The sequence below is a fragment of the Flavobacterium turcicum genome (assembly GCF_011365745.1).
GTDB lineage: Bacteria > Bacteroidota > Bacteroidia > Flavobacteriales > Flavobacteriaceae > Flavobacterium > Flavobacterium turcicum.
The window spans coordinates 122,794-140,524 of sequence record NZ_JAAOBY010000003.1; the positions used below are offsets into that span (position 1 = coordinate 122,794).

Below are 17,731 nucleotides of genomic sequence, written 5' to 3' on the forward strand. Positions count from 1 at the left end.
TTTATTTTCTTAAATCATATAAAAGATTTAAAAATGAATTTCAAACTATGTTTGGAATTAAAGGGTATAATTAGTGAAATCAAATAATGCTTTTAGATATAGTTTTTGATACCGAACAGGTTTCAATATTTGAAACAATTCACTCTGTAATTTAAATTTGGTAACATATGTAGCATCAGCTGGGTTAAGATACTTGGGATTAATATCCAAGCTAATTTTGAAGCTTGATTTTACATCATGAATTGTATCAAAAAGAAATTTTGTTCCTTTTAGATTTTCTGCTTCACTGCTTTTTTTGAGATTTAAGCCTTGATAATAGGAACTAGAGCTGATTTCAGAATTAGCGAAACACTCACTCGTCATTGATCCTAAAATCAATATAAACATTGCGAGATATTTGATATAATTCTTCATATTTATTTTTTTATAACACTTTTTAAAGTAGTAGTCCGTCTTTATATTCAACTAACTATTACTTTAAATCGTGAATAGCTTTTAGTTTAAAGAGTTTTAAGTATTATCTTTTTAAACTAAAATGCCCTTTTATCTCGCGAGCGTCTTGTAGTTTTACAGTGTACCAATAATCATCAGATGGCATAGGTTGTCCTGCAAAAGTTCCATCCCAGCCTTGACTTGTAGGAATTACTTGTTTGATTAATTTGCCGTAGCGGTCAAAAATATAAATGATTGTGTTGGGATTAAATTCGCTATTGATTCCTTTCACATTCCAGTAATCATTATATCCATCACCATTTGGAGTAAAATACTTTGGCACTCCAGTTATTGCAATTATTTTCCTAACTACACCACAGCCATTTTTGTCTCTTACATATACTTCATGAATACCAGGCGGAATATTGGTAAACTCATTACTGTCCTGGAAAAGACTATCGCTATCATCAATACTATATTGATAATCACCTGAGCCACTTACTTTAATGATTACAGTACTTATATCCGTAAGATCTTCGATTTCGATGTTGTTTATTGTTGCAATGTCTGAAGCTGTTACTTTGATAATCCTCGTTCTAGAGCATCCTTGAGCAGTACCAACTTCTACACTATAAGTTCCCGCTGTATTTACTTTTATAGTATAATTAGTCTCTAATGGTAGGAGTACATTATCTTTAAACCATTTGTAATTATAATCAGTAGTTGATGAACCATTTTGTAATCCCGCATTAAGTTCTACCATAAATGTAGGGATGTTTGAGCATACAAGCTGATCATCTGCACCATCTGAATTTAGGTCGATTGGTGGTAGCGGATTTACAACAAAACGCAATACAGTAGTGGCTGTACAAGTCGTGTTTTGATTGTTAGAAACTACTACTGTGATTTCTTGTGATTTTGTAATAAAAGGATTCGGCAATGGACTAGTTAATGCTACTCCATTTTGATCTAGATAGGTTAACGTTATATCTGTTTGATTTCCTCTAATGATTTGATCAATCCCACTTGTGTTAAATGCAAACTGCCCGTCTTGCAACAATGGGTTTACTTCGTCATCACATGCTGTTGTTACTGCAGATGGCACGGTAAAAGCTTGTGGAAGTTTGTCAACTACAAAAGAAATTGTAGTTTCATCTTCACATTTAGTAGCTGTATTGTTGGTAACAACTGCGCGAATGGTTTGTGTTGGAGTTCTAAATGTTGCCGGAAAAGGGCTAGGTAATGTATTACCATTTGCATCAAAATACGAAACCGTTACATTGGTTTGGCCTTGTAAAAGATCAGTTTCTAACGTAGAGGTGTCAAAAACTAAAAAGCCATCTTGGTCGTCGTCACAAGCTCTAATCATGTTATTTGTTCCAACAGCATTTAGAGTTGGTAGCGCTTCTACAACTAAGTTAAAAGTCGTAAAACCATAACAGTCATTCGCAATTGTGCTGTCAACTCGTGCCCAGATAGTTTGATTATTTGGATAACCACTATTTCTATAATTTGAAATTGAAGCAGCAGGAATTTCTAATGAATTTCCGTTTGTGTCAGTTTCTGCAAAAAAATCGGCTTCGTTTTTATAGTATTTTATAGTGTAATTGCCTCCAGGTGGCAGTACGTTTACAATTTTTGCTGTAGCAGAACTAAAGTTAAATGTTGCAATTCCATCTTTATCGTTGTTGGTGGCATCAACATAATCATCACATTGGACAAAATCGTCGATTTTAAATGAACTCGGAATTTGTGTTACCGAAACTTCTAAAGTCATTGTTGAAACTCTAAAGCAACCGTTTGCATTTTCTATTCTTGCGTAAACTGTTGTGTTTGTTGTAGTATAAGCAATTGGATTTGTAATTAAAAAGGTATTGTTTTTAGATGCTGCTGCTGTTGCATTTGTGTAATAAGTAAAAACCTCATTTGCAGCATTAGTTGAAATTTGATTGTTTTTTTGTGTTAAGTTAAACGTTGAGCTGCCATCGGTATCGTCATCACATTGCACTAATGTGATTGCATTTGTGATTGTAGGTAAAGCATTTACAACTAAATTTGCAGTAGCAGAATACAATCCACAAGAGTTTCCATTTCTGTTTAAAAACACTCTGTATTTATTGTTATTCATACTATTTGTTACATTGTTAATAGTAATCGTAGCGGTGTTTACACCAGAGTAAACAGCATTGTTTGTCAGTGTTGTCCAATTTACACCATCTATAGATTCTTCCCATTGATATGTAGAAATTGCAATTGCATCGATAGTAAAAGAAGCATCTTGTTGGTCGCAAACAACAGTGTTTGATGGTTGAGTGTTAATAATAATTGGCGCAGCAATCAAATAGTTTGCATTTGGAGATGTATATCCAGTTCCGCTTGTAACTATACCATTTGGGTCTACCAAAATAGGCGTACCACCAAGTAAACCGTCATTATTTGAATCAATGAAGCCTGCTTCAATGACATCGGTACATAAATCTTTATCGCTATCTAAATCTCTGAAATTGCGAACACCATCAGCATCTAGGTCGTTTCCAGTTTCTACAGCATCAAGAATTCCGTCATTATCACTGTCTAAATCTAAATAATCAGGAATACTATCTTGATCCTTATCAAAAGGAGTAAAACCTGGTTCAAAAGCATTATCTAAACCATTTTTATTGATATCAGTATTGGCAATAGGTTTGAAAGTATTGTTTTGTGCCTCGATTACATCTGAAATACCATCGTTGTCGCTATCAACATCCAATTGATCCGCTGTACCATCGCCATCTGAATCTTTTGGAACACAAACGGCAAATAATTCAAATGTAGATTTATTGATATTACTATCTGATAAATTCTTGTGGGTGAATTTGATTGAATTGGCTAAGTTAGTTAAAAACTGAAAAGTACCAGTACCTGCTGCTAAAGGTGTATTGCTCTTTACACGAAATCGAATTTCGAAAGACGAAAATTCAGCGACACCACTTTCATAAATACCATCATAGTTCGTGTCAATCAAAAGTTGATCTGTAGGGTTTAAAACTGTAATGTTTTTATTTACTTCTGAGTTAATTATGTATTCCGCATCGGCGTTCATTAAATCAGAACTATTTGCCGTTTTTACATACCTAATACCAACTGTCATTGGTTTATTAAAGTTAGTAATATAGGTTACAAAATTTCCTTTTCCAGCAGGTACCTCAGAGACAAAACTTCCATCATTTTTTCCTGAAAGTGGCGTTAAACTTGAAGTTGATGATGTGTTAGTAGACGCTGTAAAAGAGTTGGAGTAATTGCCAATAGCTATAGATCCACTTAATGGATTGCTAGTATCAATACTAATGTTTCCGTAGGACTCCGTACAATTTGTAATGCCGTCTTGATCGTTGTCAATATCAATATTGTCGTTTGTACCATCATTGTCCATGTCAGTGGTACATGCGCTAACTGGTATTAAATCAGATAAAACAGGTGGTGATGAGCAACCTGAAATACTACCTTTTACTTGGTAATAACCGGGTTGGGTTGGCCTATAGAAATTGAAATTTGAATTTGGAATTGGCGTATTATTGAAAAACCATTCAAATGAATCATAAGAGGAAAGCGAACTCACACGGAGTGTTACGTTTGGTATACAACTGGAGCCAGTCGCAGTAATTCCCTCACTAATAACTTCGGGTTTAATATCAAAGCCTGAGTAGTAACCTCCGTAAGTAGCCGCACTGTTAGAACCAAAGTACGAAACATATACTTGTTTTGTCGAAAAAACGCCTATGTTGCCCGTTAATCCAAACAAGGAATACGTTTCGAAGCCAGGATTACCAACCACGTCTCGGGGTGAAACGCCAATTGGCTGACGAATTCCATTGATCGCAATTTCAATAGTTGCTCCTTTTTCAGTTACAATGTTTAGCCCACTATTTGTAGTGAATGTTCTTGATCCAATCTCTTCAATTAATGGAATATTATCTACAATATTGGGAGTAGAACAATTTATAGCTGGTACAAAGAAAAGCTCTTGATTAGCTTGTGTTGAGCCACCTACGCTTTGGTATGCAAAAACTTTTTTGGTAGCTCGAACATATAAACTACCATTGGCAGAATAGTTTGTACCATCAAGAATAACATATTGACCAGCATTTAATGGTGTGGTATTAAAAGGAGTGGTACTATCGTTTAAATATATATCTGTGTTATTTTCATGTATAACCAAAAGTGGGCGCTCTGTAACATTCAGCCCAGGACCACGAACAAAAATATATTGTTGTCCTACTATAGATGCTGGCACAATCTGATCAAAACCTAAATCTAGGTTTCCATTTACCTCTCCATTAGTTCCTCCAAAAGATCCGCAGTTCATTACTATGGGTTTGTCTGCCTTAACTAAGGCACCTATTAGACCATCTTTGTTGGCTAAACTAGTGTCTTCGGTTGCTATGATATAACTTTGACCTCTATTTAGGGTTACACTAGGCGGTGTGCTGCCTACGGTTGGATTTCCTACTAAAGTTACCCCTTCTTTAATATCATCGAATTCTACTACAGTATTGTTCTCTGTAGCTAATACAGATATAAAAGTGTAGCGGAAAGCTGCATTATTGGTTGTTCTAGTATTAACATATGCACCAACTCTAAATTCTTGTCCAATAGCAGAAAGTCCTTTAGATACGAGTGAACCCGCTTGATTATTTCCGCCTGCTAATACTCTTGCCGCAACATAAATCAAACTTTCGGCCTCAATAATAAAACCCTTATTTGATAGTGGCATATTGAGTAAACTTGGGCTGGCATGTAGCTGGGTATCCGTACCAAACCCCACATTATAAGCAATTGGAGCATTTTTAGATACGGTGATTTCAGTAGTACCAGCGCCAATAGCGTTAATTTTTACTTTAACGGGAGTTGTACTTGGTGTAGAGATATATAGAAACTGATCTTGAGCAGCAATTAAATCTGAGCCTGACAAGGGCGGTATGTAATGTGTTTTACTAAATTGTGCAAATGTAGCAACCGAAAGTAACAGAAAGAGAGCGAGTAATGTTTTTTTCATGCGCTAAAAATAGCAAATAAAAATTTATCTTTTCAAAGAAAAATGCCCTTTTATGATGTTGTCTTGATCTAAAACCAATCGAAACCAGTAATCAGTTGCTGGTAAAAGTTGGCCATTATAAATTCCGTTCCAAGTAGCATTAATCCCTGAAACTTCGCGGAGTAATTTTCCGTAGCGATCAAAAATTGAAAGATTAGCTTTTGGGTATAAATCAAGGTTTTTAATGAACCAAGTATCATTAAAACCATCACCGTTTGGAGTGAAAAATTTGGGATAATCTAATACTAAAAATTGACGCGAATCGATCGTACAATTTTCTATATCTCGAACATAGGCAACGTACTTACCAGCTGACAAACTTGAAAAAGTGGAGCTACTTTGAAAAGCTATGCCGTCAATAGAATACTCATAATTACCCGTTGGGATGGTGTTGATTATAGCAGTGTTGTTATTAGAAAAATCACTAACCATGATAGTTTCTATTAGATTAATAGATGCATTTGTGTACGGCTGAATTGCAACCGCAATTTGGTAAATGCCCGAACAATTAGCATTGTTTTCTACACGAACATAAAGAATTTGCGGATTAGTGGTTGTGGTGAAATTATTGTTGAGCTGATTACGTTTCATAGCAGCATCTTCTTGATTGTAATAATATGTTAGTTTGCTTGTCGCAACTACCGTACTAGGAGAAATTTTTGGACTCAATACTTTTTCGGGATCAAAAGTCATAATACTATCTTGAATCGCATCATTATCGCACAAGATTATGGTTGGCAAGTTTGAGTCTAGTGCTAAAACAGTGAGTTGCACTGCAGCATAGTCCTGGCAACTACCTTGTGGGCTTGAAATACGAGCATGAATTGTTGTTGTTGAGGAGTAATAATTTTTTAGATTAGTTATAGGATTTCGCTTTTGTTGATAATCAGCAAAGGTTTCATAAAAGGTCATGATACTACTTTCTGAAATTCTTAAATCATTAGTAGCGCTTGATAAATCAAAAAATGCTTGATTGCCACTATCTCCGCATTGCATTAGCGTGGTGCGTAGTGCTGGTTTATAGCTGATTTTTGTATTGCCTGTTGCTACACAAGCAGTAATTCCAGAGCCGTTGAGCGTTACTTTTGCAGTATATTCTCCCGCATCAGTGGCCTGGAAAGTTGGGTTGTTGGCACCTGCAATAGGTACAGTTGTTCCATCTTTAAACCATTGGTATTGATATCTTAAATCGCTAAATCCTGTATCTAAAACTATTGATTCCCCGTTACAAACAGTTTGTTCAGGTCCTAAATCGATTTGCGGTTGAAAACTTCCCGCCTCTATAAACACTGCCGAATCGAATAATTCATTTGAATCATCGGCTATCACAAGTTTTATGTGATAATTTCTTCCTGCAACTACTGTTGTTTTTGCATTTAAAATAGCGGTTTGGGCACTGTAATTAATCGGGCTTGAGGTAGTGTTAAAACCGGCAAAAAACTGCTGATTCATTGCCTCGCAACTCGGTTTAGATATGATTCCATTGTTAAAAGCGGGAGTAAAAGGTCTGATATTGGTTGATGAAACTGGAATAGTTGTATTTGGAATGGTGGCAATATTTCGGTAAGGCTCCGTGCTACCTACTTCTTTGATTAAAAAAGCAAAACCATCTGAAAATTCACAAGGAAAATACAATTGATATTCGTTTGAAGCAAACAAATAATTAAAGCTAATGGTATTGGTTAAGGCGGTAAAATCGAATTCGAGCACTGTGGCATTTATGGTATTGTTCCTGCCTAAAGCTATTTGTAAATCTCGGTCACCTAACCATCGTAAATCTCCTTCACCTTCACTATTGGTGTAAGGGCCAGCCGCATTTTGACTGCTTGATGTGCTTAGAATTACTCCTTCTTTGAACGGAAAGTTACTCCCATTGGCATTAAAATAGGCATAACTTTTTTTGCTTCCTGAAAAATCATCACCCGTAGCATTAGCATTTTGAGTTGCAATGCACGAACTGTTTGTGAGTACATTTTGAACTAATTGGTTGGCTGTAAAAGTGTCATCAACACGAATTGCTTGTGCCTTCGAAAACCAACTAGCACAAGCAATTAATGTATATAATGTAAATTTGAAAACCGGATTTTTCATCCCGTAAAGGTACTACAAATCTCTTTTTTCTAACAATCGATAAGAAGAGTATATAAAAATCAGAGTCCAAGCCAATACTATTACTATTGCGCTTGGTTCAACAGCATAACTATTAGTGTTTTCAACTCCTATTTGATTACCTAAATTTTTAACAACCGATAATCGTGTAAAAGGCATAACAATCAGATTAGACATTGATTGTAAGGGTAAAAATTGCGTAATTTTTGCAGCGGTATCGCTTTGAGGGAAAATTTTAAAGGTTAAAATACCGATGATAACACCTTCAATAATATTCCAAACAAACAAAAAACCAAGCGCAAAAGCAGAGCGTTTTACTAAGATTCCAAGGAATAAACAGAAGGAGAAAAATCCAATTAATTTTACAAAATAAGCTAAAAGATACTCTAAATCAGAGAATACAATTCCAAATTCAGTATAGGACGAAAAGCTAAATCCTAAAATTAATGAAAGTATAAAAATAAAAAGAGTTGATAAAGTGGCGAATAATAGCACCGTTAAAAACTTAGATTGAATGAATTCTTTTTTACTCATTCCGTCAATTAAATTTTGTTTCAGTGTACCATAGCTGTATTCGTTGGCCATCATTGATACGATTACTATCGCTAAGAATAATTTTAAAATCGCAGCTATATAAGTGTTAAAATGCCAAATAAAAGGAAAATTAAAAATGCCCATTTCGGCTAAATGGAATTTGAAAATACCGATATCAAATTTGATAGAGGCAATAAGGGCTATAAAGGTGAGTAAGATAAAGTAAGTTAGGGTTAGTACTCTACTGGCTTTATTTTTCCATATTTTTTGTAGTTCGATAGTAAGAAGTCTCTTCATGGATTGTAGTTTTAATACGAAATTAATTGTTTGGCTCAGGCAGATGCTCCACCTTGATTTGGAAAAATGTTGTTATTTTTGACTAGTAAGCGTCAAAAATTGTTCTTCGAGACTGTTTTTTCTTTTTACCAAATGCTGTAATACAATTTGGCGTTCAAACAGAAATTGATTCAAATCTTTGGCTTCAAGTGGCTCTTTTAGATAAACCAAAACTTTTTCATTTTCAATATTACATTTTTGTACTGCGGGATGCTGTGCAAGTGCATTTTGCAATTGTTCGTTATTTGCTGCTTGCAGTTCAAAAAAGCCTTCGTTTGCAGCCATTCCATCTACTAAACCAGTGTATAAAATCACGCCCTTTCTTAACACAACGACATGTGTGCATACTTTTTCGACCTCGTCAAGTAGGTGTGAGGCAAGTAAAATTGTGGTTCCTTGCGCAGCAATTACTTTTATAATGTCTCGAATTTGATGTATTCCTTGAGGATCGAGACCGTTTGTAGGTTCGTCTAAAATTAAAATTTCGGGATCGTTCAATAAAGCCGAAGCTATTGCCAATCGCTGTTTCATCCCTAATGAAAAGGTGCTGAATTTACTATTTTTACGCTCTAGTAATCCAACAAGTTCCAGCTTTTCATGAACTTTGGCGTAGTTTATACCTTTAATTTTGCACACAAGTTCTAAGTTTTCTTGTGCTGTCATGTAGGGGTAAAAGTTAGGTCTTTCAATAATGGCACCTACTTTTTTTAAGGCATCATGCGTAGCCATGCTTCCACCAAACCAACTGTATTGGCCTGAAGTTTTGTTGACCACATTTAGTACAATACCTAGTGTTGTTGATTTTCCGCTTCCGTTCGGACCAAGAATTCCGTATACATTACCTTTTTGAATGGTAAAGGAAACATTGTTGAGTGCTTGAACGGAGCCGTAGCGCTTGTTGAGGTTTTCAATAGTAAGGATAGGTTTCAAAGGTTTCGTTGTTTAGTTTTAAAGTAGGACGAAATAGTACCTTTTTTGTTACTAAATTGCAGCTTTAATTTGTTCCCTCTATAATTTGATGCATGTATTGCAGTTTTTGAATGGTAATGGGTTTGTCGATATAGTATTTCACCACAGCATATTTTTTTGATTTTTCAATATCTGCAGGATCAATAGATGAGGTCATGATAAATACATGAATGTCTTTTAGAAAAGGTAGTAACATAAATTCATCTAAAAATTGCCAGCCATCCATTATAGGCATATTAAGGTCTAGTAAAATAGCATCTGGGAGTTCTGATTGATTGCGTACATTTTCTCGCAATACATCAATAGCGCTCTGTGCGTTAGGAAATGATTCTATTTTTTCGCAAAAATTATTTTTGGTAATTAAAATGGTCATCAAACGAGCCGTTAACTTATCATCATCAATGATATAGGTCAATTTATTTTTCATTAAAATAAATTTTAAAATTAGACCCTTCTCCTTCGATACTTTCAACTTCAATTTTGCCATTCATAGCCTCCAGTTGATTCTTGGTAATAAACAATCCAATACCCTTTGCATCTTCATTACCATGAAAGGTTTTGTACATTCCAAAAATTTTATGACCGTTTTTGTTGAGGTTTAGCCCTAGTCCATTGTCTTTAAAATGGAGTACGATATATGGTTCAACTTTTTCGTATTCAATGTGCAAAGTAGCTGTTTGTTTAGCTGATTTGTATTTGATAGCGTTTGTAAATAAATTTAGTAGAATACTGTCTAAATAGGCAGGGATGGCCGATACGGTTAAATCCTCGGGAATAGAATCGGTAATAATAATTTTGCTTTCGCGAATAGCGAGACGCAAGGCCATTTTAGTTTTCTCGATTTGCTCTTTTAACAGAATTTCTTTTTTCTCAATATTTGTTTTTTGTTGAATGGTAATAATTTCATTCAAATAATCAATCGATTCAGAGAGTTTTTCAGTTCCTTCTTTAAATAAATCGAAATAAGATAATTTTTCGTTCACATCATCTGTATTTTCAATTACATCGACAACCATAGCTAAATTGCTTGTGTGTGATCGAATGTTGTGCGAAACAATATGGGTGAAATTGAAAAGCTTGTTGTTTTGATTACTAGTAACTTCGAGTAATTTTTTTAGTTCTAATTGCTTTTCAATCCTAGAAGTAACATTACGACCTACGCCTATAAAATTGACAAAATTATTTTGAGCATCAAAAGCAGTTGTAATATTGAGTTCGTACCAATATTTTTCGCTCTTTTTATTATAATTTAAGATTGTAATTTTAATACTTTCTTTGTTTTTTACCGCTTGCCGCAACAGTTTACAAGTTTGAGGATCGGTCTCAGGGCCTATTGATAAATAGCCTGGTTTGTGACCAATAACTTCGTCCATGCTTAATCCAGTTAAATCAAGATAGGCTTGATTAGCCCAAATAGCAATACCATTTTCGTTAGCAATTACAATTGTGTCAGTCGTTTCTGAGGCTGCTAGAGAGAGCAAATTCAGTTCTTTTTCTGATTTTTTACGTTCACTGATATCTCGTATATAACATACTAAATAGGTGATGTTATCAACAATGAATTTTTTTCCGGATGCAATTTCTACCGGTACGAGTTCTCCACATTTAGCTTTTATAACGGTCTCATTTACCGTATATTCATTGCGTTCTAGATTGTATTTTAAAAAAAATCGCACCTCTTTGCGTGCTTCTTCTGGAAAAAGCTGCGAATTATGTAAACCTTTTAATTCAGAAATATGGTAACCGGTAAGCTCTTTTGATCTAGGGTTACAATCTGTGATTAGGCCAGTCGAGGTGTTAATTATAAAAATGGCATCATTGGCACTCGAAAAAATAGACGAAAATTTTTCAACATTAAGCTGTAGCTCATTGATAAGATTTTGTTCATTGGTAATATCTTGAAATGTACCTAGTAAATTAGTTGGCTTTCCATCTTTTTTTTCTACTTGGCAGATGCATTCTATGTATCGAATATTGTTTTTTGCAGTGGTAATTTGGAACTTATCATTGAAGGAAATTCCATTTTCAATGGCAAGTTTCATGTGCTCTACAATACGATCTCTATTTTCGCCTTCGGTGTAAAAGCGTATTCCACTACCGCGTACAGGCTTAAAGTCAACCGGAAGTTCTAAGATTTTTTTAGTCACCGCATCCCAAAAAATCTCATTGGTGTCCAAATTCATTTTCCAGATGCCAATCTTAGCTGATTGTGCAGCCTTGAAATAGAGTTCAAGCTTTTCCGTCATGGGTAGGTTTTATATAATTTTAATTTGTTTGGGGCGACCAAATATAAAATTTATATTAAAAGATCCTCCTTTTTTAACACAAAAAGTTAGTTTTTTTACCAATTAATTACGAATTTTTTTGTAATTGTTTTCATTTCAGTAGTTTAGGATTGGGTTATTTGTGATTTGAATAATAACTAGTTTTAAAGCATATTTTTGAAGGGTTTTGACAAAAAATGCTTGTAAAAAAGTGAATATTTCACTTTTGGTCCAACAGCTTGTCTACAGTTTTATTGTAAATTTGTTATAAATCCTTTTAACATGAGTGAGCCAATTATGGTTTTTAAAAAGCCATCGTATCCTGTCAATTCAGCGCTGTTAGAGTACCTTGAACGCTTTGATCGTCTGTCTGAAGTATCTGTTTTTTATGATGATTTGCTGCGTTTTTCGGGCTCGGTTACTGTGTATGATAGAAATGATCAGGATACGTTATGGATTAGAGTGTATTACAGTGAATTTGAGCGCGAAGAAATTGACTTAAATTTAAAAAAAATCTATTCTTTATTACACTCTGATGGAAATTTGAGTATCATCAAGTTTTTAAATATTGACTCTATTGATTATTGTACGTTTGGTAATTCAAAACCGTTTCGAATAAAGGTTCGAAATATTCTAAACGACAACTACACGCATTTTTATGTCAAAAAAGCCGATGCTTCGAGGATTTACGGACTAGAGTTAGAGCATATTTTATCACCAGATAAAATCAATTTTTTGGTTTATAAAGATACTCTTATCGAAGAGCATATTATGGGAATTCCCGGAGATGTTTTTATCAAAACCCTTTTGCAAGAGCGCTCTGAAACTGAAAAAGCACAAATTGCTAAAGAGTTTGTAAAATTCAATGAGCGTTGTATGATTCGTTTGCTAGGTGACATGCGCTCCTATAATTATGTTATTGTTCCGATACACGATTTTGATCATGTGGTGTATAAAATTCGAGCAATTGATTTTGATCAGCAATGTTACGAAGGCAATTTTAAAGTGTATCGTCCGCAATTTTTCAAGGAGAATTATCCGATGGTAAAATTAGTGAAAGACAAATTGCAAGAAAGTTCGATTGAGCAATACAAAGATGAAGAACGTGCAGTTTTGGCCAAACGAATTCTGTCGGCCGAAAACCGTATTAATCGTTTGCTCGAAATTATGGGCGAAGACGAATTGGCACCTGAGGCTCATTTGCAACAGCTCAAAATGGAATTGTATCGCTACACAAATGACATGAATTTTAAAAAAGCAAAATCAATGGGAACTGTTATGTCGGCCGCTTTTGAGTTCATTATTCGGAATTTCAAAAACACCAATTTGTTTAAAAATAAAATGTAACGGAGTACCGTTTCCTAAATATAACAACTAAAATAAAGGTTAGATAAAAAAATCGAGTATGAAAAAACATTGGATACCAATTATAGCGCTTCTAGCTGGAGCCTGTCAAGTAGATTCAACTGTATTGCAAGAACAATTCGAGCTTCCAAAAAAGTTAAAGGAAGTTTCAGGAATCACTTTTGATAACAAAGCGGAAATGCTTTGGGCGCTTGCAGACAGCGGCAATCCTAATAAGATTTATGGTTTGGATAAAAATGGGTCAATTGCCAAGACCTGCGAAATTACCAATGCTACCAATACCGATTGGGAAGATATTACTCAGGATAAAGAGGGCAATATTTACATCGGTGATTTTGGAAATAATGATAATGAGCGCAAGGATTTGGTGATTTATAAAGTAGATCATTCGTCTTTAACGGATGGCGAAACAAATGCAGCCTACGAAATTGCTTTTTATTATCCGGAGCAAAACGATTTTCCACCTTCCAAGAAAGAACTTTTGTACGATGTGGAAGGTTTTTTTGAGCACCAAGGGTATTTTTATTTGTTTACCAAAAACCGCAGTAAAAATTTTGATGGCACAGCTCTATTGTATCGAGTGCCTAACAAAGCTGGAACTCATGCAGCGGTATTGTTAGGTTCCTTAAAAACTTGCGACAATTATAATCATTGCGCGATAACAAGCGCTACAATAAGTCCTGACGGGGCAAAAGTTGCTTTACTCACGCACGATAAACTAATTCTTTTGGAGGGTTATTCCAATGGGAATTTTTTAAACGGAACACAAACTACTTTAGAGCTTGGTCACTTTTCGCAAAAAGAGTCGGCCGTATTTATTGATCCTGAAACGATTCTGATTGCTGATGAAAAAGCAGGAAGCGATGGCGGAAAACTATATATAACAAGTTTAAAAAAGTTAAAATCCAAATCCTAAACCAAAAGCGATGCGCGCTGGCTCACCGTTGCTTTTAAAATAGGTGAGTCTGGCCGTTAGCACATTGAGTCCGTTCAACCATACACCGCCACCAACTGATTGATGCCATTTGTCTGATTCTTCTCCTTTCAGCCAAACGCGGCCGTAATCGTAGCCAGCCAAAACTCCAAAACTCATCGGGATAATACTGCGTTTAATTTTTCCGATGTTAAAACGTAAATCACTACTTTGATAAAACGATTGGTTTCCTAAGAATCGTTCGTTTCTAAAACCTCGCAAATCATAATCTCCGCCCAAAGTGGCACCTTGATAAAACTCAAAGTTAGAGTTTAATACGTGTTTGGCTTTTACAATTGTAGCTAGTACAACCTTACCTTTGGCATCAATTTTATGATTAAAATTCAGTTTACTTTCAACCGTTGGGAAATTACGCTTGCTATCTTCGAGGTTTGTTTTCCAGCTTCCGCTAATACTAAATCCCATTCCCATTGAAGGAAATGCAGGTTCATCATAGTTTTCAAAACTATATTTAACCATTGCTCCCGCAAAATGCTGATTGGTAAAAACCTCAGGTCGCACTTGAGTTGAATTTTCAATAAAACGGTTGGGAGTTTCTTCAACATTGATGCTTTCGTACACGGTTTGTATTTGAAATGTACCACCAAACAAGCCAATTTTTTTAAGTGAGGGCATTACCTTTAAGATTCTAATTTTTACCCTATTGAAATCACGCCCAAAATCTTCTTCATTATTTCTAGTCTCATTTCCATAACCAAAATAGTTGATAGAGAAGTTCGGACTTGTAAATCGTCCTTCAACATCGGCGTCCCATTTACCAAAAAGCTTTGGGAATTTACCGTTGTAAATGACCTCATAACCACTAGTAGCAAAGTAATAGTTGGTTTTTAAAGTATGTTTTTGAGTGTACGGATTCTGTTTGTAATCGTTCACGATGTAACCCGTTACAATTCCTAGTTTGATGCCGTCATCAGGGTTAAAACCAATATTAGGTAAGCCTGTAAAATAATTGTAATTTGGTTTTTTGTAGTTGTATAAATTGCTATCATAATTATCCGTAATGCGCATGCTTGTTTTGGCATCAACTTGGTAATTGTTGTTTTTACTTTTAAAATCGTGAATTTTAACGTTCTCGCCTTTTTCTACTTGGTAAGTATCCTCGTTTTGGCCACCAATTAAACGTATTTTTATTTTGGACGATGATGTACCTGTAACTTGAAATTCGTCATCATCATCAAGACCATAAATCCATATTTTTTTGGTAGTATTGTCTGAAAATTGCTTGCTGTATTGCAGTTCATCACCAGACTTTTTCTTTCTAAAAACTGCGACTTCAACTTGGTTTTTAGTGTTTTTCCGAATTTCAAATCGGTCTTTTTTATCCGTACCAACCAATAAAACGGTATGTTGTAACACTTTGTAATAGGTTTCTGCACCAAGCAACAATTGTTTTTTACGTTTTCTTAGTTTTGTTATGATAGATTCAATGGTGACGTCTTGAACTTCTTGTGGTAGAGAATTAAAGGCCTTGTCTATAGCTTCATCTGTTAATTCGTTTTGAATGAAAGTGGCTTCTTGCATCCAATTTGCCAAAGTACTAGTTTTTAAAAAAGCCAAATCAAGCGGGTAGGCCTCGCGGCTCATAATTTTTACTTTTTTTAAATGGTCTTTAAACGTTTGCATGTGTCGCAACTGCACGTTATTCATCAATACAAATACCAAAGTACCATCGTATTTGCTAAAAGCTTGATCACGATCCCTAGGAATGGGTTTATAAATTATTTTTTCACCCACACGGTATTCGCCCCAGCGCCATTGGTCTTCGTGACGATCCCAATCACCAATTAAAATATCAAACAAACGCGCTCTGATATAGGCATTTTCGTCAACGGCATATTTTTCGTCTTTTCGTAAGTTCTTTAAAACATCATCAGTACCTACAATGGCGGTAGGAGAACCAAAACTTTTTACGCCAAGTTGGCTATCGGTTGGGCGTTCTTCAACGAGATATAGTTCGTCACCATACTGTTCATTAAAATTTCCTAATGCCGCGTGCTTCGGGACATAAAATAATTTTGGATTGGTATGCGCTACCCCAATTGTTTCAGCCAAGTTTCCAACAGCAAACGGAGTGTAAGGATGTGCAGTGGTGTAAAAGTCAGCGAGTAAACTTTCGGCATAAGTGTTTTCAAACTCATCTTGAATGAATTGTTTTTTAAAAGCAACAGCTTGGAGGAAGCGTGTTGTACTTTTCTTCATGCCGCGCATTACGTACTCGCGTTCGTTGCGGTCAAGTAAACGCAAGGAGTTGGATTGGTGTCCGCCGCCTGCGCGTTTGGGCGTAAGTCCGCCTAAAAGTGAATCTAAGGTTGCTGTAGGTACAGTAATGGGTTGGCTATAATAGGTTCTGTAATGTTTACCAAAGAAAAAACGGTATAAACTTGACTTTTTTGTTTGCGAGGCGTTATATATTTGAATAGTTGTTTGCTTAGGAAAATTTTCAGCTAAACTTTTAATATCATAATCCTGCTTAGCTGTGCTGATTTGTTTTTCGAAAAGAAGTTTTTCTTGATGATTTTCGATTCCGAAAAAAGCAACTTTCGAAGCTCCGTTTTCGAAAATAGACAACTTGGCAAAACCATTTTTTCCGTATGAAAAATCGTTTGGAAAAACAGCCTTTGCGGCTTCAAATTTAGAGCCAGCGCCGCTAATTATTTGTTTGATATTGTCTTTTTCGAGGTATTGTAAATTGTGGTCGTGACCGGAAACAACAATAACATTTGCGTGACTTTGCAGCAAGGTTTTTACTCTTTTTGTAAAAAGATCATACGGTTTGTTTTGTAAATCTTGCGGACTTATTCCAGATGTTTTTCGGATTAAATTAATCAATGAGCCAATTATTGGTAACGGAATTTTCTTTTCAAGTGGGAACAATTGCTTTTGAAATGAAAATTGTCCGCCATGTGATCCGTTGCTCATCAGTGGATGGTGAACGGCTAGGACGACTGTTTTATCTTGATTTTTTACCAAAATGCTTTCTAGTTCGGTAAAGAAATCTTCACGCGTTTTGATGCTGCATTCATCGTTTATGGTAGGATGCTTATCCCAATTTTCTAAAAACCATTGGCTGTCAATGGTAACTAAAGTTAGGTTGTGGTTCAGTTCTAAGTCTTCAATAGCACAACTTTTACTTGGTAAAAAAGATTTTTTATTATTTAGGTAATTGGTAACAAATTGAGCTTGACGTTCTAATCCTTTTAAACCGCTGTACCAATCGTGATTGCCCGGAATAAAGATGGTTGATCCCTTAAAATTTTTAGACAAATCGAGTTGTTTGGTCAGTTTGTCCTCGGCAATTAATCGTTCATTGGTAAATTCATGATCAGGTAGGCCTTTTGGATAAATATTATCGCCCAAAAATAGCAAAGTACTTTTTTTAGGTGCTTTTGAAAGTTGTTTTTGAAGTAATTGTAGCGTTTCTTGCGCTTGTTTTTCGTTGGTATTTCCTGCATCGCCAATTAAAAAAAAGGTATGGGCAATTTTTGAACTATCAACTGCGTTTTGAGTTGGGTTTTTGCTGTTTTTGCCATATTGTGCATGATATGTGGCACACGATTGAATGATGAATATTAGGACACTTAAAAAAAGAACTCGTTTAATCAAAGCTTTAAAACGGCTAACTGAAAATAATTTCATAATTTAGTTGAGTAAAAA

The 17,731-nt window shown here is 35.2% G+C and carries 10 protein-coding genes; 2 read left to right on the forward strand and 8 right to left on the reverse strand.

What is annotated here, in order from left to right; genetic code table 11:
• Nucleotides 1-57: 57 nt before the first annotated feature.
• The 7 genes from G9Q29_RS07350 to G9Q29_RS07380 all read right to left on the reverse strand — a co-directional run bounded on the left by G9Q29_RS07350 (nucleotide 58) and on the right by G9Q29_RS07380 (nucleotide 11,700).
• Nucleotides 58-414 (reverse strand): hypothetical protein, encoded by a 357-nt coding sequence (locus G9Q29_RS07350; protein WP_166135020.1) that lies wholly within the window; start codon nucleotides 412-414, stop codon nucleotides 58-60.
• A gap of 103 nt (nucleotides 415-517) precedes the next feature.
• A complete protein-coding gene (locus G9Q29_RS07355) occupies nucleotides 518-5,467 on the reverse strand; it encodes a T9SS type B sorting domain-containing protein (RefSeq protein ID WP_166135024.1) in 4,950 nt (1,649 codons plus the stop codon).
• Between the two features lie 24 nt (nucleotides 5,468-5,491).
• On the reverse strand, nucleotides 5,492-7,597 hold the full coding sequence (locus tag G9Q29_RS07360) for a choice-of-anchor L domain-containing protein (RefSeq protein ID WP_166135027.1): 2,106 nt from the start codon (nucleotides 7,595-7,597) through the stop codon (nucleotides 5,492-5,494).
• Nucleotides 7,598-7,609: 12 nt separating this feature from the next.
• A complete protein-coding gene (locus G9Q29_RS07365; RefSeq protein ID WP_166135030.1) occupies nucleotides 7,610-8,446 on the reverse strand; it encodes an ABC transporter permease in 837 nt (278 codons plus the stop codon).
• 72 nt (nucleotides 8,447-8,518) lie between these two features.
• Nucleotides 8,519-9,415, reverse strand: coding sequence for an ABC transporter ATP-binding protein (locus tag G9Q29_RS07370; RefSeq protein WP_166135033.1), 897 nt, complete (start codon nucleotides 9,413-9,415; stop codon nucleotides 8,519-8,521).
• Between the two features lie 64 nt (nucleotides 9,416-9,479).
• A complete protein-coding gene (locus tag G9Q29_RS07375) occupies nucleotides 9,480-9,881 on the reverse strand; it encodes a response regulator (RefSeq protein ID WP_166135035.1) in 402 nt (133 codons plus the stop codon).
• Nucleotides 9,871-11,700: a sensor histidine kinase gene (locus G9Q29_RS07380; protein WP_166135037.1), complete on the reverse strand. Its 1,830-nt coding sequence runs from the start codon at nucleotides 11,698-11,700 to the stop codon at nucleotides 9,871-9,873. Before G9Q29_RS07380 ends, G9Q29_RS07375 begins: the two co-directional genes overlap by 11 nt.
• Nucleotides 11,701-12,000: 300 nt before the next feature.
• Between G9Q29_RS07380 and G9Q29_RS07385 the strand changes: the two genes are divergently transcribed.
• Both G9Q29_RS07385 and G9Q29_RS07390 read left to right on the forward strand, forming a co-directional pair.
• Complete coding sequence (locus G9Q29_RS07385; protein ID WP_166135039.1) at nucleotides 12,001-13,065, forward strand: hypothetical protein; 1,065 nt, start codon at nucleotides 12,001-12,003, stop codon at nucleotides 13,063-13,065.
• A 58-nt stretch (nucleotides 13,066-13,123) separates the two neighbouring features.
• On the forward strand, nucleotides 13,124-13,999 hold the full coding sequence (locus G9Q29_RS07390; RefSeq protein WP_166135041.1) for an SdiA-regulated domain-containing protein: 876 nt from the start codon (nucleotides 13,124-13,126) through the stop codon (nucleotides 13,997-13,999).
• Here G9Q29_RS07390 and G9Q29_RS07395 read toward each other — a convergent pair.
• Nucleotides 13,982-17,713 carry a metallophosphoesterase gene (locus G9Q29_RS07395; protein WP_166135043.1) on the reverse strand — a complete coding sequence of 1,244 codons (3,732 nt, stop codon included), beginning with the start codon at nucleotides 17,711-17,713 and terminating at the stop codon, nucleotides 13,982-13,984. The two genes, G9Q29_RS07390 and G9Q29_RS07395, sit on opposite strands and share 18 nt — an antisense overlap.
• Between the last annotated feature and the right edge of the window lie 18 nt (nucleotides 17,714-17,731).

Bases quoted from the DNA above. Each gene is read 5' to 3' on its own strand.
- G9Q29_RS07360 (WP_166135027.1), bottom strand. From the start codon at position 7,597: ATGAAAAATCCGGTTTTCAAATTTACATTATATACATTAATTGCTTGT.
- G9Q29_RS07375 (WP_166135035.1), bottom strand. From the start codon at position 9,881: ATGAAAAATAAATTGACCTATATCATTGATGATGATAAGTTAACGGCT.
- G9Q29_RS07350 (WP_166135020.1), bottom strand. From the start codon at position 414: ATGAAGAATTATATCAAATATCTCGCAATGTTTATATTGATTTTAGGA.
- G9Q29_RS07390 (WP_166135041.1), top strand. From the start codon at position 13,124: ATGAAAAAACATTGGATACCAATTATAGCGCTTCTAGCTGGAGCCTGT.
- G9Q29_RS07365 (WP_166135030.1), bottom strand. From the start codon at position 8,446: ATGAAGAGACTTCTTACTATCGAACTACAAAAAATATGGAAAAATAAA.
- G9Q29_RS07355 (WP_166135024.1), bottom strand. From the start codon at position 5,467: ATGAAAAAAACATTACTCGCTCTCTTTCTGTTACTTTCGGTTGCTACA.
- G9Q29_RS07395 (WP_166135043.1), bottom strand. From the start codon at position 17,713: ATGAAATTATTTTCAGTTAGCCGTTTTAAAGCTTTGATTAAACGAGTT.
- G9Q29_RS07380 (WP_166135037.1), bottom strand. From the start codon at position 11,700: ATGACGGAAAAGCTTGAACTCTATTTCAAGGCTGCACAATCAGCTAAG.
- G9Q29_RS07385 (WP_166135039.1), top strand. From the start codon at position 12,001: ATGAGTGAGCCAATTATGGTTTTTAAAAAGCCATCGTATCCTGTCAAT.